General features: G+C 36.4%; 19 protein-coding genes and 1 tRNA gene. 11 read left to right on the forward strand and 9 right to left on the reverse strand.

Going from position 1 to position 17,380, the window contains the following annotated elements; translation table 11 throughout:
• Positions 1 to 9 precede the first annotated feature (9 nt).
• Positions 10 to 813, forward strand: coding sequence for an NAD kinase (locus JOC48_RS09960; RefSeq protein WP_204499240.1), 804 nt, complete (start codon positions 10 to 12; stop codon positions 811 to 813).
• Positions 814 to 900: 87 nt separating this feature from the next.
• The gene (locus JOC48_RS09965) at positions 901 to 1,794 is read left to right on the forward strand and encodes an RluA family pseudouridine synthase (protein WP_204499242.1); all 894 of its coding nucleotides are present in this window, start codon (positions 901 to 903) and stop codon (positions 1,792 to 1,794) included.
• A 63-nt stretch (positions 1,795 to 1,857) separates the two neighbouring features.
• Here the strand turns inward: JOC48_RS09965 and prpE are convergent, their stop codons facing one another.
• A complete protein-coding gene (prpE, locus tag JOC48_RS09970) occupies positions 1,858 to 2,598 on the reverse strand; it encodes a bis(5'-nucleosyl)-tetraphosphatase PrpE (RefSeq protein ID WP_204499244.1) in 741 nt (246 codons plus the stop codon).
• 77 nt (positions 2,599 to 2,675) lie between these two features.
• A complete protein-coding gene (locus JOC48_RS09975; RefSeq protein WP_204499246.1) occupies positions 2,676 to 3,851 on the reverse strand; it encodes an FtsW/RodA/SpoVE family cell cycle protein in 1,176 nt (391 codons plus the stop codon).
• Between the two features lie 396 nt (positions 3,852 to 4,247).
• Here JOC48_RS09975 and mgtE point away from each other — a divergent pair, with 396 nt between their 5' ends.
• The 4 genes from mgtE (at position 4,248) to JOC48_RS09995 (ending at position 9,311) form a co-directional block, all read left to right on the forward strand.
• Entirely contained in the window at positions 4,248 to 5,615 is a 1,368-nt protein-coding gene (mgtE, locus tag JOC48_RS09980) for a magnesium transporter (protein WP_204499248.1), read from the forward strand.
• 13 nt (positions 5,616 to 5,628) lie between these two features.
• Entirely contained in the window at positions 5,629 to 7,497 is a 1,869-nt protein-coding gene (locus JOC48_RS09985; RefSeq protein WP_204499250.1) for a monovalent cation:proton antiporter family protein, read from the forward strand.
• A gap of 290 nt (positions 7,498 to 7,787) precedes the next feature.
• Positions 7,788 to 8,567: an enoyl-ACP reductase FabI gene (gene fabI / locus JOC48_RS09990; protein ID WP_204499252.1), complete on the forward strand. Its 780-nt coding sequence runs from the start codon at positions 7,788 to 7,790 to the stop codon at positions 8,565 to 8,567.
• 204 nt (positions 8,568 to 8,771) lie between these two features.
• Positions 8,772 to 9,311, forward strand: a complete 540-nt coding sequence (locus JOC48_RS09995; RefSeq protein ID WP_204499254.1) for a CotO family spore coat protein — start codon at positions 8,772 to 8,774, stop codon at positions 9,309 to 9,311.
• 85 nt (positions 9,312 to 9,396) lie between these two features.
• On the opposite strand, the gene JOC48_RS10000 is transcribed toward JOC48_RS09995, so the two are convergent.
• Positions 9,397 to 9,846: a CotY/CotZ family spore coat protein gene (locus tag JOC48_RS10000; RefSeq protein WP_204499257.1), complete on the reverse strand. Its 450-nt coding sequence runs from the start codon at positions 9,844 to 9,846 to the stop codon at positions 9,397 to 9,399.
• Between the two features lie 204 nt (positions 9,847 to 10,050).
• On the opposite strand from JOC48_RS10000, the gene JOC48_RS10005 reads away from it, so the two are divergent.
• The 4 genes from JOC48_RS10005 (at position 10,051) to JOC48_RS10020 (ending at position 12,060) form a co-directional block, all read left to right on the forward strand.
• Positions 10,051 to 10,293, forward strand: coding sequence for a hypothetical protein (locus JOC48_RS10005; RefSeq protein ID WP_204499259.1), 243 nt, complete (start codon positions 10,051 to 10,053; stop codon positions 10,291 to 10,293).
• A 208-nt stretch (positions 10,294 to 10,501) separates the two neighbouring features.
• On the forward strand, positions 10,502 to 10,729 hold the full coding sequence (locus JOC48_RS10010; protein WP_204499261.1) for a hypothetical protein: 228 nt from the start codon (positions 10,502 to 10,504) through the stop codon (positions 10,727 to 10,729).
• 76 nt (positions 10,730 to 10,805) lie between these two features.
• Complete coding sequence (locus tag JOC48_RS10015; RefSeq protein ID WP_204499263.1) at positions 10,806 to 11,075, forward strand: hypothetical protein; 270 nt, start codon at positions 10,806 to 10,808, stop codon at positions 11,073 to 11,075.
• A gap of 88 nt (positions 11,076 to 11,163) precedes the next feature.
• Positions 11,164 to 12,060: an MBL fold metallo-hydrolase gene (locus tag JOC48_RS10020; protein ID WP_204499265.1), complete on the forward strand. Its 897-nt coding sequence runs from the start codon at positions 11,164 to 11,166 to the stop codon at positions 12,058 to 12,060.
• 39 nt (positions 12,061 to 12,099) lie between these two features.
• On the opposite strand, the gene JOC48_RS10025 is transcribed toward JOC48_RS10020, so the two are convergent.
• The 5 genes from JOC48_RS10025 to JOC48_RS10045 all read right to left on the reverse strand — a co-directional run bounded on the left by JOC48_RS10025 (position 12,100) and on the right by JOC48_RS10045 (position 15,673).
• Positions 12,100 to 12,777: a DUF421 domain-containing protein gene (locus JOC48_RS10025; protein WP_204499333.1), complete on the reverse strand. Its 678-nt coding sequence runs from the start codon at positions 12,775 to 12,777 to the stop codon at positions 12,100 to 12,102.
• Positions 12,778 to 13,106: 329 nt separating this feature from the next.
• Positions 13,107 to 13,532, reverse strand: a complete 426-nt coding sequence (locus tag JOC48_RS10030) for a GNAT family N-acetyltransferase (protein WP_204499267.1) — start codon at positions 13,530 to 13,532, stop codon at positions 13,107 to 13,109.
• A gap of 10 nt (positions 13,533 to 13,542) precedes the next feature.
• On the reverse strand, positions 13,543 to 14,055 hold the full coding sequence (locus JOC48_RS10035; protein ID WP_204499269.1) for a YjcG family protein: 513 nt from the start codon (positions 14,053 to 14,055) through the stop codon (positions 13,543 to 13,545).
• A 140-nt stretch (positions 14,056 to 14,195) separates the two neighbouring features.
• The gene (locus JOC48_RS10040; protein ID WP_204499273.1) at positions 14,196 to 14,924 is read right to left on the reverse strand and encodes an alpha/beta hydrolase; all 729 of its coding nucleotides are present in this window, start codon (positions 14,922 to 14,924) and stop codon (positions 14,196 to 14,198) included.
• A gap of 161 nt (positions 14,925 to 15,085) precedes the next feature.
• The gene (locus JOC48_RS10045) at positions 15,086 to 15,673 is read right to left on the reverse strand and encodes a cell wall hydrolase (protein WP_204499275.1); all 588 of its coding nucleotides are present in this window, start codon (positions 15,671 to 15,673) and stop codon (positions 15,086 to 15,088) included.
• A gap of 350 nt (positions 15,674 to 16,023) precedes the next feature.
• Between JOC48_RS10045 and JOC48_RS10050 the strand changes: the two genes are divergently transcribed.
• A tRNA-Val gene (locus JOC48_RS10050) sits at positions 16,024 to 16,096 on the forward strand.
• Positions 16,097 to 16,218: 122 nt separating this feature from the next.
• Here the strand turns inward: JOC48_RS10050 and JOC48_RS10055 are convergent.
• Positions 16,219 to 17,364, reverse strand: a complete 1,146-nt coding sequence (locus tag JOC48_RS10055; protein ID WP_204499277.1) for a site-specific integrase — start codon at positions 17,362 to 17,364, stop codon at positions 16,219 to 16,221.
• Positions 17,365 to 17,380 lie beyond the last annotated feature (16 nt).

Here is a 17,380-nt window from a genome sequence, read left to right on the forward strand (position 1 = left end):
GGATTCCTTATGAGATTCTCAATAACTTCTAAAGGTGATGCGAAATCAAATGAAATTATGGCAAGAATAAAACAATACTTAACTGATTTTGATTTAGAATTTGATTCAAACGAACCAGACATCGTTATATCCGTTGGTGGGGATGGTACCTTTCTAGAAGCATTTCATACATATAATCATCGACTGGAAAATACAGCTTTTGTTGGTGTTCATACAGGTCACTTGGGGTTCTATGCGGACTGGGTTCCTGGTGAGGTAGAGAAATTAATTATAGAAATTGCAAAAAATCCTTTTCAAATTATTGAATATCCTTTGTTAGAGCTTACTATCCATTCAAAGGATGGTGGAAAAGCTGACCGTTACCTTGCATTGAATGAAGGATCTGTCAAAACAACAGAAGGTTCCGTTGCGTTAGATGTAAGTATTAAAGGAGAGCATTTTGAACGATTTCGAGGAGATGGATTATGTATTTCAACACCATCGGGGAGTACAGCCTATAATAAAGCTTTAGGAGGAGGAATTATTCATCCTTCTTTAGAATCGATTCAAGTTACAGAGATGGCATCGATAAATAATCGTGTCTTTCGTACCATTGGTTCGCCATTGATTTTACCAAAGCATCACGAATTGAAGTTAATGCCAATTTATGATGACCGCAGCTTTTTAATAACAATTGACCACATTACCAAAACTTTTTCAAATGTGAAATCGATTGAATGTCGTGTCGCAGAAGAAAAAATTCGTTTTGCGAGATTTCGTAATTTTCCGTTTTGGAAAAGAGTGCATGATTCCTTTATTTCAGACGAAAGATAATCCAATATAGAAGAGGAATTCATACTAGATATAGTAAAGAGACGAATGTTAAGTTTTTCTACAGGCTACTAAGAAAGGTGACAACCATTGAAGTGGATCATAACAAAAGAGCAGGAAGGAATATTCATACGTGATTATTTAAGAGAGGTAAGAGGTTTGTCCAGACGGCTTATTAAGGCTATAAAATTTAACGGTGGTAGTTTACTGGTTAATGGAGAACTATCGACTGTTCGGAGAAAGTTAATCGAAGGCGATGAATTAGAGGTTATTCTTCCACCTGAAGAACGAGGATCTTATATGAAGCCTGAAAAATTACCACTGGACATTGTCTACGAGGATGATGATGTCTTAGTGATTAATAAACCTTCTGGAGTCGCCACAATACCTTCATTTAATCACGTATCTGGTACGATAGCTAATCGTATCCTTGGATACTATGATGAACATAAGTTGGATTATACCGTTCACATTGTAACTAGATTAGATCGTGATACTTCTGGTTTAATGTTAGTGGCCAAGCACCGATATAGTCATTCTATTCTTTCCAACGATCAAAAGCAGGGTCTTGTTAATCGAAGGTATTATGCGATTATTGAAGGAAAGCTTGGAAATAAAAATGGGGTAGTTGATTTACCGATAGCTAGAGAAACAGACTCAATTATTAAGCGAAGGGTCCATGATGACGGACAGCGTGCGATAACTCGTTACGAAGTTGAAAAGGAAATTGGTGAAACAACACTACTTGACATTAAATTAGAAACTGGACGAACCCATCAAATTCGTGTCCATTTTTCCCACTTAGGCCATCCGTTAATTGGCGATGACTTATATGGGGGCGATATGACGGTAATGAAACGACAAGCCCTTCATTGTCGATTGTTATCTTTTATCCAACCAACAACCAAAGAAAGAATTAATTTATCCTCAGAATTACCGGAGGATATGAAGCAATATTTCATGCAAAAAAGCTCCTCCTTGTGAATAACACCGGGAGGAGCTTTTTAATCAATGCTAAGCCTAGTGCTGAACTCAATCGTATTGTTGCTAATCAAAAGAATTGAATTTTTCTTCAACAAAAGGCTGCTTGGAAGGGACGGAGATTATTTTTTCTTCTGGCAGCTGAAAAGCCGTCAACGCATTTCCGAAAACACATCCAGTATCAATATTAATTGTTTTATTTACAATCCGTGGTTGTCTTACTGGAGTATGGCCATAAACAATCCAATCCTCTCCATGATAAGATTGGGCCCAGTCTCGTCGAATCGGCCTCCCATCTGGGTGTTTTTCCCCAGTAATATCTCCATATAACACAAACGTCTTCACCTTTTTATCGTTTCTGCCGATAAGATCTTCACGGATACCAGCGTGGGCAACGATTGCATGGACGGGCGGTAACTGTAAGTATAAGTCTGCATGTTCATAAAGCTTGATAAAATGGTCTCGAATCCTGGATTGATCTGTATCATTCTGTTTTTTGAATTCTGCGACAGTTGTTTCTAATCCATGCTGCTGCTTTACGTTATTGCCTAAAAAATATCGATATAGCTTATTGCAATGGTTACCAGGTACATACTTCGCTAACTTTTTTTCCATTACTAAACGATAAACCAAATCAATTGTTTTGATGGAATCCGGTCCACGGTCAGTTAAGTCACCAAGAAAGACAGGAATCCTATTTTCCGGATGAACTGGAATACCATCTTTCCACTGATAATCTAATTTATGAAATAGCTCTACTAATTCCTCGAAACAACCATGAATGTCTCCAATTATATCAACTTTCATCTATCTTCCTCCAAAGTATAATGAAATCTAAAAGAAAAGGTGGATGCTATAACTAGCATTTCCACCCAAGTTTTAATCTAATCAAACATATATTCCTTTGTTCGATAATGAATATTTAATACAATTCCAATCGCTAGTAGATACGTTAGTGTAGAGCTTCCCCCATAGCTTATAAAAGGTAGGGGTAAGCCTGTAATTGGCAATAATTGAACGGACATCCCTATGTTTTGAAAAATCTGGAATGTAAACATACCAATAATTCCAGCAACCAGGTAGCTTCCAAATGCGTCATTACTCTGTAATCCGATGTGTATTAACCGGTAAATAAGTAAAAAGAAAAGAGTAATGACAAAGCTTGCCCCGATAAATCCAAATTGCTCAGCAATCGCTGAAAAAATCATATCAGTATGTCGTTCTGGAATATAAACCTCTAAATCTCTTAGCCCTTTTCCGGAGAGCTGACCGGACCCAATTGCGAGCATAGCGCGAATCAGTTGGTAACCAGAGTCTCCATAGGCTTCTGGATATAACCACCCATAAAAGCGACTTTCTACGTGCTTAAAGCCAACATCATATAAAAAAGCTCTCGTTGCGTCAGGATATCCGAGATAAAGTAACACAATGATAAGAGAAACAAGTCCAACCAATGCAATGATCAAAAAAAGAATTCTCCATCTAATCCCAGATATAAGAATCATACATGTTATGATAGCAGCAAGAACGAGAAATCCTCCTAGGTCTGGTTGAACAGCAATTAACCCCATTGGCGGCAATGAGAGGAGCATTATTTTTAGTAATAACCAAAGATCTGTTTTATTGGTATGGTCTTTATACTTTTCGTTATGAGCGACCATAACGTGTGCAAGGACAATAATAAGAATAACCTTCATAAATTCTGCTGGTTGAATGGTTCCGATTCCAGGGAAAATAAACCAGCTTCTTGCGCCATTTGCTTCATGGATAATTGTAGCAGGAAAATTAAGGTAGAGCATAATCAGTGATATCATACCTATTCCATATAAGAACCATGAAACCTGTCTAAAGCGGTCATAATCAAACAGCATAATTACAACAATTAGCATTGAACCGATAACATACCAAGCAATTTGTTTTAGGACAAAATTTTGTCCGGCATAAATGGAAGGTAGAAATGGTTGGACGGTGTATATCGCAAAGCAACTGACAATTCCTAATAATAAAATAATAAAAATCAATGAGTAATCAATATTTGTATTGGCATTCTTTGAACTCATACGTTTACCTTTCTTTCACATAAATTTTTAAACGAGTTCACCGTACAATTGAAACAAAAACAAATAACTGTTTCTATTGTATGTTTTCATTTAAAATAGGTTTTATCTGAACTGTATTTTTAGCAAATTTTTAACGAATGTTAAAATGTTCTATGTTCATAAGGTAATATTTATGTTAAAAACTTGTGAATAGCATCATTCTAAGTTTACATTAAAATTCTACATTTTTTAAGGTTAGTTTGAAAGAATAATGTCAAATGAATAAGAAAAATGATGGAAAAATCATTTAAATGTTCGATCTGTATCGTATTTTTAAGAAGAACAAAAATAAACGATTGACAAAACATTAGTAGACCCTTACGATAATATTTTCTAGGCGATAGGGGGGGGGAAGCGTTGGAACATTTAGATCAACAAGAAAGAGATCAAATTTGGGAAAAAATACAGGAAGCGTTAATGAATGAACAAATTGATCAATTTCGCGCTGAATTTTTGGAGTTACACCCATATGATCAGGCCAAAATTTTTGAGAATCAAGACGAATACATTCGATTTCTAATCTACTCGTACTTATCGCCTGAAGAAGTTGCTGATGTGATCGAGCAGGTAGATAGTGAATTAGTAGAGGCATTCATTTTAGAAATGAATCCGACCTATGCATCACATGTGTTAGCTGAGATGTCAACAGATGATGCGGTAGATATTTTAAATCATTTTGATAAAAATAAAGTTGCCAGCTTCTTAACGATTATGGAGAAAGACTCTGCAAATGAAATAAAAGCGTTGCTTCATTATGAAGAAAAGACTGCCGGAAGTATCATGACTACGGAATTCGTGGTTGTGCAAATTAATCAAACAGTAAAAGAAGCAATGAGGCACTTAAGAAAAGAAGCACCAGATGCCGAGACGATTTATTATACTTATGTTGTGGATGCAAATAAACGACTTGCAGGTGTAATATCACTAAGAGATTTGATTATTGCAGAGGGTGATTGGCTTATATCTGATGTTATGAGTGATCGAGTCGTTTCTGTTCAGGTAGGAGAAGATCAAGAAGAAATTGCGCAAATGATGCGTGATTATGACTTTTTAGCCTTGCCTGTTGTAGACTTTCAAAATCACTTATTAGGAATTATTACGGTAGATGATGTGATGGATGTTATGGAGCAAGAAGCAAGCGATGATTATTCAAAGTTAGCGGGTATCTCACTTGCAGATCGCTCTGATGACAATCCGATTTCTTCAGCTAGAAAAAGATTGCCCTGGCTCGTCATTCTTTTATTCCTTGGGATGTTTACTGCTAGTATTATTGGCAGATTTGAAGAAACTTTAGATGAAGTGGCGATTTTGGCTATCTTTATCCCGCTGATTGCTGGAATGGCTGGTAATACTGGTACACAGGCACTTGCTGTTGCAGTAAGAAGTATTGCTACTGGAGAATTTGAAAAGCAAGGAAAAGCTTCCATCATTATACGAGAGGCTTTTACCGGTTTAATTACTGGTACAAGCTGTGGAATTATCATAACATTGGTTGTGTTTGTATGGAAAGGTGATTTTTTTCTGGGTTTATTAGTAGGTTTTTCGATTATGGCAACATTAATTGTAGCAACAATTGCCGGAGCGGTCGTACCAATAATTATGCATCGACTTAATATAGATCCAGCAGTTGCCTCCGGTCCGTTTATCACAACCATCAACGATATTATATCGATTCTAATTTATTTAGGAATGGCAACAGCATTTATGAACTTATTAATTCATTAAAGGGGGCAAAAAAATGGAACATGCAGAGTCTGTAAGTTCACTAGTTATTGTTATTTTAGCGGCATTCATTACACCAATATTAATGCATCGATTTAAATTAAAAGTAATTCCTGTTGTTGTTGCTGAAATCATTGTCGGTCTTATCATTGGGCATAGTGGCTTTAATTTAGTGGATGAGAGTAACTGGTTAGAGACTTTATCAACTCTAGGATTTATTTTCTTAATGTTTTTGAGTGGGCTTGAAATAGACTTTTCTATTTTTGCAAATAAAAAGAAAACGAAAAAACCGCAAAATAATGGAATGCCAAACCCAGTTCTTATAGCGAGCATTGTATTTATAGGGATTTTCATTTTATCCCTCATTCTGTCTTACTTATTTGTGCTTGCAGGGTTTATCGACAATGTATTTTTAATGACGTTAATTATTTCTACGATTTCCTTAGGTGTTGTTGTTCCAACCTTGAAAGAAGCACAGGCGATGAAGACAACGATTGGGCAAACGATTTTATTGATTGCAGTAATTGCTGATTTAGCTACAATGATTCTACTCGCTGTTTTTGTTTCATTGTATAGTGAAGAATCCAGTAACATGTGGTTGTTGCTAATCTTGTTCGGAGTCGGTGTGCTGCTATATTTTGTTGGGAAATATTTTCGAAATCAAACCTTTGTTGAAACGATGTCAAAAGGTACGATTCAAATTGGTACAAGGGCTGTCTTTACTTTAATTATTTTCTTTGTAGCCCTGTCAGAAACTGTAGGTGCAGAAAATATACTTGGTGCCTTCTTAGCAGGTGCATTGGTTTCGTTATTGTCACCAAATCAAGAACTAGTCCAAAAATTAGATAGCTTTGGATATGGATTTTTAATTCCGATATTCTTCGTAATGGTAGGAGTAGAAATAAATATATGGAACTTATTTAGTGACCCGAAGGTATTACTGCTAATTCCATTGCTATTGATCGCTTTATTTATATCTAAATTAGTACCAGTTGCTTTAATGAAAAAATGGTATGATTGGGAAACAGTATTTAGTTCTGGGATGATTCTAACTTCAACATTGTCTCTTGTTATTGCTGCAGCAACGATTGGAGAAAGAATGGGTGTAATTAATAGTCAAATGGAAGGTGCGTTAATATTAGCAGCTGTGTTGACTTGCCTTATTACACCACCGTTTTTCAAAAAATATTACAAAAACAAAGAAGAGGAATCACATAAACAAATCATCTCATTTGTCGGTTCCAACCAGGCCACTTTGCCAGTTGTTCGTGAATTAGATCCTTCTTTATTTGAAGCCCATCTTTATCACACAAGGCAGGATAAAATCGATGAAGCGATAACAAGATCTGTGTTTGATATTAAGCAGTTAAAAAACTATGATTTTAAACAAATGGAAGAGCTAGGGGTATTTGATGTTGACTTGATTGTTGTTTCAACTGGAGATGAAGACCGTAATGCCGAAATTGCCTCCTATGCCAAAGAAAAAGGTGTAGAGAGAGTAATAGCTCGGGCAGAATCGCCTAAAATTGATAAAGAATTGAAGGAAAAAGGTATTGAAGTATTTTCAGTTCTTCTATCTACTAAATCATTGTTAAAAGCGTTAATTGTCGCACCAAGTGTAGTCGATATCTTAACGACACAAGAAAGTGCATTATATGAAATCAATATGAACAACCCGACATTTGATGGGGTAATGTTACGAGAGTTTCCTTTTACAGGTGATGTGATTATGGTGCGGATCTTTAGAGGAAAGGATTCCATTGTTCCGCATGGTGACACTGAATTAAGGCTAGAGGATCGACTGATTGTCACGGGTTCGCGTGAATATGTGCTGGACCTTCAGATGGTACTCGAATTTCGTACACATAACTACATGAAATCCTGACTGTTTTGTAACAGCAGGATTTCTTTTTTGAAGAATTTATAAGTTGGAGTTTCAAAGGATTTCTTTTTTAAGCTGAGAGTTAAGATAGGAAGCATTAAGTTCCAGATTTGATTGAGTTCAAGAAGAAAAAGGATTTGCTAGTAATGATCCTCATATTTTAAGTTTCGTCGAGAAAGGATTGAGTTTCGTATTAAACTTCGATAAAATAGTATCAGGTACTAATAACAAGTTATAACATAAAATTATATCTATGTGACCATAATAACAATAGAACTATAGGAGGTTTTGTAATGAATTTCTCATTAGAGGGACGTACATATGTAGTAATGGGTGTTGCCAATAAGCGTAGCATTGCCTGGGGGATTGCTCGCTCTTTGCATGAAGCTGGAGCAAGGTTAATTTTTACGTATGCGAACGAACGCTTTGAAAAACCAGTTAAAGATTTAGTGTCTGAACTTGAAGGACAAGATGCGCTATTTTATGAATGTGATGTGACAGATGATGACGCAGTGAATAAAACGTTTGAAGAAATTAAGGGTGATGTAGGTACCATCCATGGACTAGCGCACTGTATTGCTTTTGCAAACAAAGACGATTTAAAAGGGGAATTCGTTGATACAAGTCGTGATGGGTACTTATTGGCACATAACATTAGTGCTTATTCACTTGTTGCCGTTGCAAGAGCAGCACAGCCTCTAATGACGGAAGGTGGCGGTATTGTGACATTAACGTATTTAGGCGGCGAACGTGTGGTACAAAATTATAATGTCATGGGTGTTGCAAAAGCAAGTTTAGACGCAAGCATGAAATATTTAGCAAATGACTTAGGTAAGCATGGGGTGCGTGTGAACGCGATCTCTGCTGGGCCAATCCGTACACTTTCAGCAAAAGGTATCGGTGACTTTAATTCTGTACTTAAAAAAATTGAAGAGACATCACCACTTCGTCGTACGGTAACACAAGAAGAAGTAGGTGACACTGCTTATTATTTATTAAGTGATTTATCACGCGGTGTAACTGGAGAAATCATTCACGTCGATTCAGGATATAACATATTGGGATTATCATAAGACATTTAAGAGCCACATACAATTTGTATGTGGTTTTTTTCTTCTCTCTACAAAGAAAATGATATCGACTAGTGCAGAACAAACGCTTGGTCAATTCACTCAAGCAAAACCATTTATCGTAAGCAATTTTGTATATTTTTGGGCACAATTCAATATTACATACATATAATGTGTTGAAGAGTTCAGGTATAGGGAGGAATCCAGATGAGAAGAAGGAAGAAGCATGCCCAGGAACCAATGCTATACATTGCTCAGCCTAAGCTTAAACGGCCTACAGCTTCCATGCAATCCAATTATCGAACACCAAAGAAAACCAATGAGAAAAATGAAGTACCAGATACGGTATCAACACAACCAAAAAAGATAAAAAGAAGAACTTCGAAAACGGGACCAGCGGATGACAAATATGTTGGAGATGAAGAGGATTTAATCGAAGCACTGGAAGATAATGAGTATGAAGAATCAACAGATGGAGCCTCTAAAGATGAGGTTAACTCGATTCGTCCACGAACAGAACGCAAGCGATTTGGTGATATGACGATAGAAGAAAAAGTAAATTACTTCGTTGGCCTCCCCTCACAAGTTCCAAGAATGAAATGTGAAGTTAGAACGGAAGATGAACGACACCAAGGGGTTATTGCTGATTATAAAGATGGAATGGTTCACATGGTTACCAAAAAGAGACCAAGAATGAAAACCATTCCTATTGAAGCGATTACGAATATTCGATTACTAAGCTTCTAAGATTGATCCTGGTCATTTATTTAATAAGAAAATAAAAAGGTCTGACCAAAAAAAGGTCAGACCTTAATAATGAAAAAAAGTAGCATTATCCAAGCGCATTAATTGCTGGTAAGCAAGTAACATGACAGAAGCAATCTAGATCAACAGTGATGCAGATTCCAGTTGCTTCTAATGCACAAGCGTCTTGCTTCGTAGGTGAATGTGGGTCTTTGTCGTCCACATCTGCACGTAGCAATTCTACAACCGCACAATTATCTTTATCTACTGATTTAACTCGGAAGAAGAAGCTTGCTACTACATCGCAAAATTCACGGCTTTCGGCCCCAAACCCTTTAAAAGGTTTACAATCACCTTTACAGTATAAGATTACCGGTACTGTATCTAGATTTGAAGGAGCGGTATCCCCCAATAAGTCAGCAATCGATTGCTCACAGCTAGTAATACAATCACTTACTAGATCAGATTGTGCATCAGCAATCTCTCTTAAAATGTCTGCTACGCAATTGCCTGAATCAAATTTTTTTCCACAAGACATTGTATCTAACTCCTTTCAAGTAGTTATTTGACTTATTTGTCACTATCTAGAGTATGTTTAATTGCTTACTGTGTGTGGGCGAACAACCTTCAATTGAAAATTGTGAAAAAAGTCTAAGATTCGGGCGGATGTCCATAACCCATCTTTACATAATTACATAGTATGTAACGATTAAGCTTTCATCTATAAAGGAGTGAATAAGCGATGTCTGAAAAGAAAAAAGTTATCTACGTAAAAGATTTAGTTATTAAGGCAGAAAATGTGCACATCGAACCGCCAAGACCTCGACCAAGACCAGTAGACCCATTTTTCGGACCAAGAAGAGCAGAAGTTGAAGAAGAAGCAGTAGAAGAAAAGGTTGAAGAAGAGGTAGAAGAACGCGACGATGACGATGATCACGATGATGATCAAAAGGATGATGAGAGAAGACCATTCTCTTGGATATAAGTAATATTTAAAGGTAGCTGCCGGGGGCTACCTTTATTTTTGTGTTGTAAGTTTTTTGCATGAAAGGATAAGTAAAACAACTCTAACAGGTGGGTGGTCTGATTTCACAATTTCCTAGGGGCTAAGCTTAATTTTCCTAAAATAGGTAGATGATGGTTACAAATAGACAACGTTGCATACATATGTAATTAATAGAAGGGAGAATATTATGGCACAAAATTTTCCTAAATTTCCTCACCGATTGCTGAAGCATTTACGTGATATTGATAAACACTTAAATAAAAATGAAAAATACTTTCAGCGCCCGGAAAAGAAAATGAAAGAGTTTGAAAAAGAATTTTCAAAGTGGAATAATGATTTTATAAAGAACATAAATGAGTTTGAAGCATCAATGGATGATATAGATAGAAAGCTTGACGACAAAAGTAATAAATAATGGTATTTTATCTGTACAGGCATATTTTTTTGTTGAAAAGGGTATAGATGATTAGAACAAATAGGAGGAGATAATCATGGGATATCTGCTTCCAGTTCAACACTATCAATATACAAGCTATCATGATCGAACAGGAAAAATGAAAGTTGATCCATATCCGGTAGAAAAACTATACCAATCACAATTACCTTTGGCATACCAAAAACAGCAAAAGCCACCAACTGCAAATACATCCCCAATAAGTAGAAAGAAACTTTATTCACCAACAGCCATTCACCAAGCAGCAATAGAAAAAATTATCACTGATATTACCGGCAAAGGAAAATATGTAAACGAAAAGGTATAAAAAATTGAGATCAGCTAGAATGAATAGCAATTTCCTTGTAGAAACTGTATGCTTTTCTAAAAGACCAGTACGAAAAGGAGAATTATAAATGGATTTTCAAACCTTCAACACAACCTGTTATGCTTTTCATGGTCCGGTCAATATTGGTTACGTTCAACGCGAGGACAAAGGAATGCTAATTGATGCAGGTATTGATAGAGGAACAATGAAAAAGGTGATGAAGCAGTTATCACAAAAAGATTTGCCGATTACTCACTTATTTATCACACATGCTCATACCGATCATTTTGGTGGCGCTCATTATTTACAGGAGCAACAGGAAGTTCATACGATGGCACCAAAATTTGAAGAGGCAATTATGCGGAATCCAATGCTAGAACCAATCTATTTATTTGGAGGGAACGATCCACTTCCAGAATTACGTAATAAATTTTTAGAAGCAAATCCTATCCGAATTGATCAGGTAATGGAGGAAGGGGGCTATACGGTTGATGTATTTGAGTTTGATACCTTTCTTTTACCAGGTCATAGCTATTATCAGCTAGCCGTACGGATTGATGGAATTTTATACGCTGGTGATGCCTATTTTGGTACAAAACAATTACACAAGCATAAAATTCCTTATTTATCTGATGCGCAACAAACGTTGGAGAGCTTAGAAAAAGTAAAAGAAATACCCTGCGAAGGTGCTATTCCTGGTCATGGTGTGTTTGAATCAACCTTTCAAGACACAGTAGAAGAGAATATTGCTTATCATTGGAAACTATTAAACTGGTTAGAAGCTGCGATAGTTGAGAAAACAGAAGCAGTTTCTCATGAAAACATTGTTGCTGACATGTGCCAGCATTTTGATGTGAATGCACCCCAATTAAGTCAGTGGTTATTGTACCGGACAGCGATTACTGGCTATTTATTGGCACTACTTAAACAAGAAAAAATAACAAGTGCGATTCAACAAGGACGGTGGGCTTTTCAGAAAGCATAAGATCTTATCTTGTTCTTATACCTTATAAAGAAGGAGAAGCTAATAAGTTTGTGCAAACAATGCTTCTCCCTCTTTATATTCAGCGTAAAATACATCTTCAATTGCGTTTATCTTTTGTTTTTTCAATTCATTCTTTAGCCACGCTTCATCTTTATTGATTTCATGCAAATTATCTTTGATCACTTGACCATCATTAATTAAGGTGAAGCCCAATGTGACATTTTTGGCAAGTAAATTAAAATCCTGACGAGTGGGTGATTGATCGAAGGTTTTCTTCAATACAGAGACGGTACCATCTGTTTCAAGGACTGCATACTCAACTTCTTTGATTGAAAATGCATTTTTAGCTCGAAGTAGGGTTAACAGTTGATTGATATCTAATTTGTTTTTTTTCATTACCTCTCGTTGTAGCTTGCCTTGGTGAATAACAATCGCAGGTCTACCTTCAAAAATTGATCTAGTTGCTTTAAATTTCTGAGTAAATATTTCTATTACGTATAAAAGCGCTCCCCAAAGAAAAACAGCAAAGGCAATTTGCTTGATTCCAACCTTATCGTCATATATAGCGTTACCGACTAACTCACCAAAAATAAGCGCAGAAATAAAATCAAAAGCGGTTAGCTGTGAAATTTGTGTTTTACCTAGAACCTTTGAGATGATTAATAATGCGAAAAAACCAAAGAATGTTTCTATAAATATGGAACCATATGTATTCATGTCAATAATCACTACCCTTTAAATCACTCCTATACATCTTTACCATTTCGTTGTTGTTTCATACACTATTAACAACGACTACATTTTACTTTCGGAAAAGGTATGTTGGATCGATTGAAGGATAGTAAAAATGAAAAAGGCCTGACATTTTGTCAGACCTTTTAATGCATGCTCAAAAAGTTGGTAAATTAGAAGCAAGCAGGTCGAGTCGGCGAAGCTTCTGAGGACCGAAGTGTAGGCTTTCCCTACATGAGGACCGGAAGAACGAGCCAACAAAGAGATGCGCCGCTTATCATTTGGTGACTTTTTGAACATCCTCTTTTAATGAATTAGGATAATTTTTTTATCATCGTTACATGTGGAATGCCTGCATCCATAAACTCGTCTGATATCGTTTCATAGCCGAGCGAATGATAAAAGTCCTCCGCATGTGTTTGTGCATTTAATTTTGCTTTCGGTAATCCTTTTTCTTTTAAATAGTGCTCCATTTTTCCGATGATTTGCTTACCGAAATATTTGCCGCGATATTCCTTTAATACGCAAATACGCTCTAACTTTCCGTAGTCATCTACTAAACGCATTCTACTAGCTGCAATCGGATGGTCATTTTCATAACCAACAAAATGGATGGCTTCCTTTTCTAAATCATCAATTTCTAGCTCTGGTGGAACTTTTTGTTCAACTACGAAAACAGTATGTCGAACATAGTATGCATCTTTTTTTTGTTTTTCTGTTTCTACTACTTTTATATCCATTTGTTTGTCCTTACTCCTTATTAAATGTAAATGTATCAAAAACCGTCCATGCACCATTTTCCAATTGGTACATCAATTGGAAGCGATCGACGATTTCCTCCATGTTGAATTCCTGCATGTTTAAGCTGCCAAAAACATCGGAAAACTCATCATCCGATAGCTTTTGTGCAATCGTGATGTGAGGAACAAAAGAAAAGGCCCGTTCTTGTTGTAGCTTTCCCCGATATAATTTTTCGTTTAGTTCCAATAACTCATCAACAGGATCTACCTTCAAATAAATGGTATTCGTTACCGGGAAGAAAGAGCTAACCTTTAATACTCTTAACGGAAACGGCTTTGTTTCTTTGGCAATCGATTCTAATTCATTTGTAATTTCTTGTACTTCTTGTTGACTAGCTTCAAATGGTTCTTTAATCGTTATATGTGGTGGAATTAATGCGTAGTGAGGATCATAGCGCATCCGATAGGAATTTGCTTCATCCTGAATTTTCTTCGATGGAAAGATAGCCACACCATATTTCATCGTAATTCCTCCAATCCATGTGTTTTTGACCCATGTATATCAACTTATCTTAAAATGAATGAACTGTCATGATTTCAATTATTTTATTTTTTATTATACCAAAAAATGCAAACAATAACGTATCAATTACAGAATTCCCCCTACTCCCACCCGAATATCGTTTTTAACGCACGAGGTAAATCCTGCTGCCAATACTTCCATGTATGATTGCCTTCCAGTTCATGATAAATATATTCTGTATTTTTCTCCGTTATTAGATCACGAAGCTTTCGGTTTGGCGTAAGAAAATCTTTTACTTCGGCAATTGTTGTTTCCACATTTGCTTCTTCTGTTCCGATTGTATGATAAATTGATAGTTTGTCTAGATTGTTTGCTTTTTGCACGGCATCAAGGACAGTTTCATCCACATAAGGCGATTGCATAATTACATTGCCAAACGTATTGGGATACTTGATAGCAGTCATCAAGGCTAATGTACCAGCTAAAGAATCGCCCATTAATGTGCGAGAACCACTTATTTGGTGGGTTGATAGTTCTTGATCCAACAATGGTAACACTTCACGAACAAGAAAATTCGTATAGGCTTCATTTTTGGGACCACTCGGATGATATTTATCATGTCGATCATAACGATTTCGATAATGAATCCCTACAAAAACGGTATCTTCAATCTCGGCCTCATCATGAAGCTTGTCACTAAGTGTTGCTACTCTCCCCATCTGAAAATAGTCATTTCCATCCTGCATAATGCATAGATGATACGTATTAAGTGGTGTGAATGCCTCGGGTTGATACCACTTAATTGTTATCGTCTCTTCTAAGTATGTACTATTAATTTCTTTATCGACCATCTTACCTTTCCTACCCATCTGTACACTCCTTACCGCAGCCAAAACTGCTCTTCAATCGGGAAAATCCTACATAAATTTTAACATACCTAACAATAGGAAACGAATAAATGCGCATGCTGTGGAAGTTTGCTTACAAACCAAACTAGGATGTCCTTTGTAAGAACATCCTAGTTTGATACTTATTTTGCGAAGCGGTGATTTCCGATTATTGTTGTTACTTGTCTCGTTTCGATCCATTTACTTGTAGAAATTCTAGGATTATAGAAATAGATAGAGCCTTGCCCTTGTCCACGGTAAGCAAGTGCTTCATTTACTGCTTTCATTGCTTCTGCATCGGCAGCTTTATTGATTTCACCATTTTTAACTGGTGAAAATGCATAGTGACCAGAAACTTTTTCATAAATAACGCCTTTAATTGTGTCTGGGAATTCCTTATGATCGACACGGTTTAAAATTACTGTTGCAACTGCAACCTTCCCTGCATATGGTTCTCCTTTTGCTTCCGCATGAACCAGCTGAGCCATAAGCTTTTTGTCTGCAGCTGAAACCGTTGTTGGAATGGTGAACTTTTGCCCAGGATAAATATATTTACCTGAATGATTATTTACATTTTTTAAGCTAGATAGGGAAACACCATATTTATTTGCAATGCTCCATAAAGAGTCGCCTTTTTGTACTGTATAAGAAGCAGCATCCGCAATGGCTGGTACCATGAACATACCAAATGATAACGCACCTGCTAATATCATCTGTTTAAGTTTTTTCATAACTAGTAAAACCTCCTAGTAATCTTTTTGACTATTAAAATGCTATCAGTTGTAACATAGTTATTCATTAGCCAAAAACTTCCTATAGGTAGTAGTGCTGGTGGAGCTATTGGTAGCGTTGGAATAAAATTAGCTACGGAAATTGTTACCAGACGATGAAAACAGGAAAAGGATTGATAGAGTGGAAGGAAAAGGATGTATTGTAACAATGGTTACAGAGTTGTAACATAAGGAAGAGAACGAGCGTTATTAAAGTGAAAAAATTGTGCGGTTAAGGAGGTAAAATAGAGGATTGACAGAAGCATATTTTCCGATTATATTAATAGTTATCAGAACAATTTTTATATCTTGATTCCGTAGCTCAGCTGGGAGAGCGCCACCTTGACAGGGTGGAGGTCGTTGGTTCGAGCCCAATCGGAATCATCCTATGTAGAGAGTCTGAATCCTTGTTGTATCAAGGGTTTCAGGCTCTTTCTCTTTTTGTGTTAATACTTTCTATGATTAAGCATTTTTTGAAATTGCACTAATCTTGCACCTTTAGTCTACTAAAGAGGTGGCGAGTTCCTCTTCTTAAAAAGAGTCTCCTCAAACTTTTCTGCCGCACGTTCCTGTAAATCATCACTCACATGTGAATACAAGTCCAGTGTTATACCAACACGGCTATGACCTAATCGCTCCGATACGACTTTAGGATTTTCACCAATCTGCATTAAAATTGTTGCGTGTGTGTGCCTCAGATCGTGGAAGCTTAGTTTAGGAAGTTTGGCCTTTTCCATGTGCAAATAGAATTGTCGTAATAGGTTCCGTGGATCCATAGGTTTGCCATCATCTGTTGAAACAACCATATCATTATCTACATAAGCGATTCCAAATTTGACTTGTAGTCCTTCCCGGTACTCCTTATGATTCATTAACATTTTGATTAGTTGTTTGGAAATGGATATTTGTCGTTTAGACTTAGATGTTTTAGGTTCCTTAAAAGTAAGTCCTTTTTTGGAAATAAAACATAAACTTCTTTTAATGTTTATTTTCCCTTTGTCTAAATCAACATCTGACCACTTTAGTCCAAGAATTTCCCCACGTCTCATTCCCGTATATATTGCTAAAACATAAGGAATCTTCGTATGGTGATTGTCTATGACCTTAATGAAGTGATTCACTTGATCAACATTCCATACTTGTTTTTCTTTGTTTCTAACTTTGGGCGGGCTAGTGTCTTGGACAGGATTATTCTTTATTAAACGCCACTTAACAGCTTGTTGGAATGACTGGTTGAGAACATTGTGCATTTGACGAATGTAGGCTGGTGAATAACCATTATCAATTTTATCCGCATAAAAGGAGTCAATTTCAAAAGGACTTATTTCATTGAGCTTTCTATGATAGAAAGCTGGAATCAGGTGTTTATCGATTAAATACCATCTGGAAGTGGCAGTTGATTCCTCGACTGATCTTTTATATGAAGTATTGAACCACCGACTAATATAAACATTAAACTGTTCAGGACTTTCTTCAAAAAATGTTCCATCATTAACTTCTAACAAAATCCTTGTTGCTTCATTTTGAGCATCTTTTTTCGTTCGAAATCCACTCTTATATTTTTGTATTCTTTTACCTGTTTTCGGATTAATCCCAATATTAACCCGAAAGGACCAGGTTCCATCTGGATTCTTTTTATAAGAACCTCTCATTTTACTTACGTCCTTT

The organism is Aquibacillus albus (assembly GCF_016908325.1).
Lineage (GTDB): Bacteria > Bacillota > Bacilli > Bacillales > Amphibacillaceae > Aquibacillus_A > Aquibacillus_A albus.

Coding starts and splice junctions, on each gene's coding strand:
- JOC48_RS09960 (WP_204499240.1), top strand. CDS start 10: ATGAGATTCTCAATAACTTCTAAAGGTGATGCGAAATCAAATGAAATT.
- prpE (WP_204499244.1), bottom strand. CDS start 2,598: ATGAAAGTTGATATAATTGGAGACATTCATGGTTGTTTCGAGGAATTA.
- JOC48_RS09975 (WP_204499246.1), bottom strand. CDS start 3,851: ATGAGTTCAAAGAATGCCAATACAAATATTGATTACTCATTGATTTTT.
- JOC48_RS09985 (WP_204499250.1), top strand. CDS start 5,629: ATGGAACATGCAGAGTCTGTAAGTTCACTAGTTATTGTTATTTTAGCG.
- fabI (WP_204499252.1), top strand. CDS start 7,788: ATGAATTTCTCATTAGAGGGACGTACATATGTAGTAATGGGTGTTGCC.
- JOC48_RS09995 (WP_204499254.1), top strand. CDS start 8,772: ATGAGAAGAAGGAAGAAGCATGCCCAGGAACCAATGCTATACATTGCT.
- JOC48_RS10000 (WP_204499257.1), bottom strand. CDS start 9,846: ATGTCTTGTGGAAAAAAATTTGATTCAGGCAATTGCGTAGCAGACATT.
- JOC48_RS10005 (WP_204499259.1), top strand. CDS start 10,051: ATGTCTGAAAAGAAAAAAGTTATCTACGTAAAAGATTTAGTTATTAAG.
- JOC48_RS10010 (WP_204499261.1), top strand. CDS start 10,502: ATGGCACAAAATTTTCCTAAATTTCCTCACCGATTGCTGAAGCATTTA.
- JOC48_RS10015 (WP_204499263.1), top strand. CDS start 10,806: ATGGGATATCTGCTTCCAGTTCAACACTATCAATATACAAGCTATCAT.
- JOC48_RS10020 (WP_204499265.1), top strand. CDS start 11,164: ATGGATTTTCAAACCTTCAACACAACCTGTTATGCTTTTCATGGTCCG.
- JOC48_RS10025 (WP_204499333.1), bottom strand. CDS start 12,777: ATGAATACATATGGTTCCATATTTATAGAAACATTCTTTGGTTTTTTC.
- JOC48_RS10030 (WP_204499267.1), bottom strand. CDS start 13,532: ATGGATATAAAAGTAGTAGAAACAGAAAAACAAAAAAAAGATGCATAC.
- JOC48_RS10035 (WP_204499269.1), bottom strand. CDS start 14,055: ATGAAATATGGTGTGGCTATCTTTCCATCGAAGAAAATTCAGGATGAA.
- JOC48_RS10040 (WP_204499273.1), bottom strand. CDS start 14,924: ATGGGTAGGAAAGGTAAGATGGTCGATAAAGAAATTAATAGTACATAC.
- JOC48_RS10045 (WP_204499275.1), bottom strand. CDS start 15,673: ATGAAAAAACTTAAACAGATGATATTAGCAGGTGCGTTATCATTTGGT.
- JOC48_RS10055 (WP_204499277.1), bottom strand. CDS start 17,364: ATGAGAGGTTCTTATAAAAAGAATCCAGATGGAACCTGGTCCTTTCGG.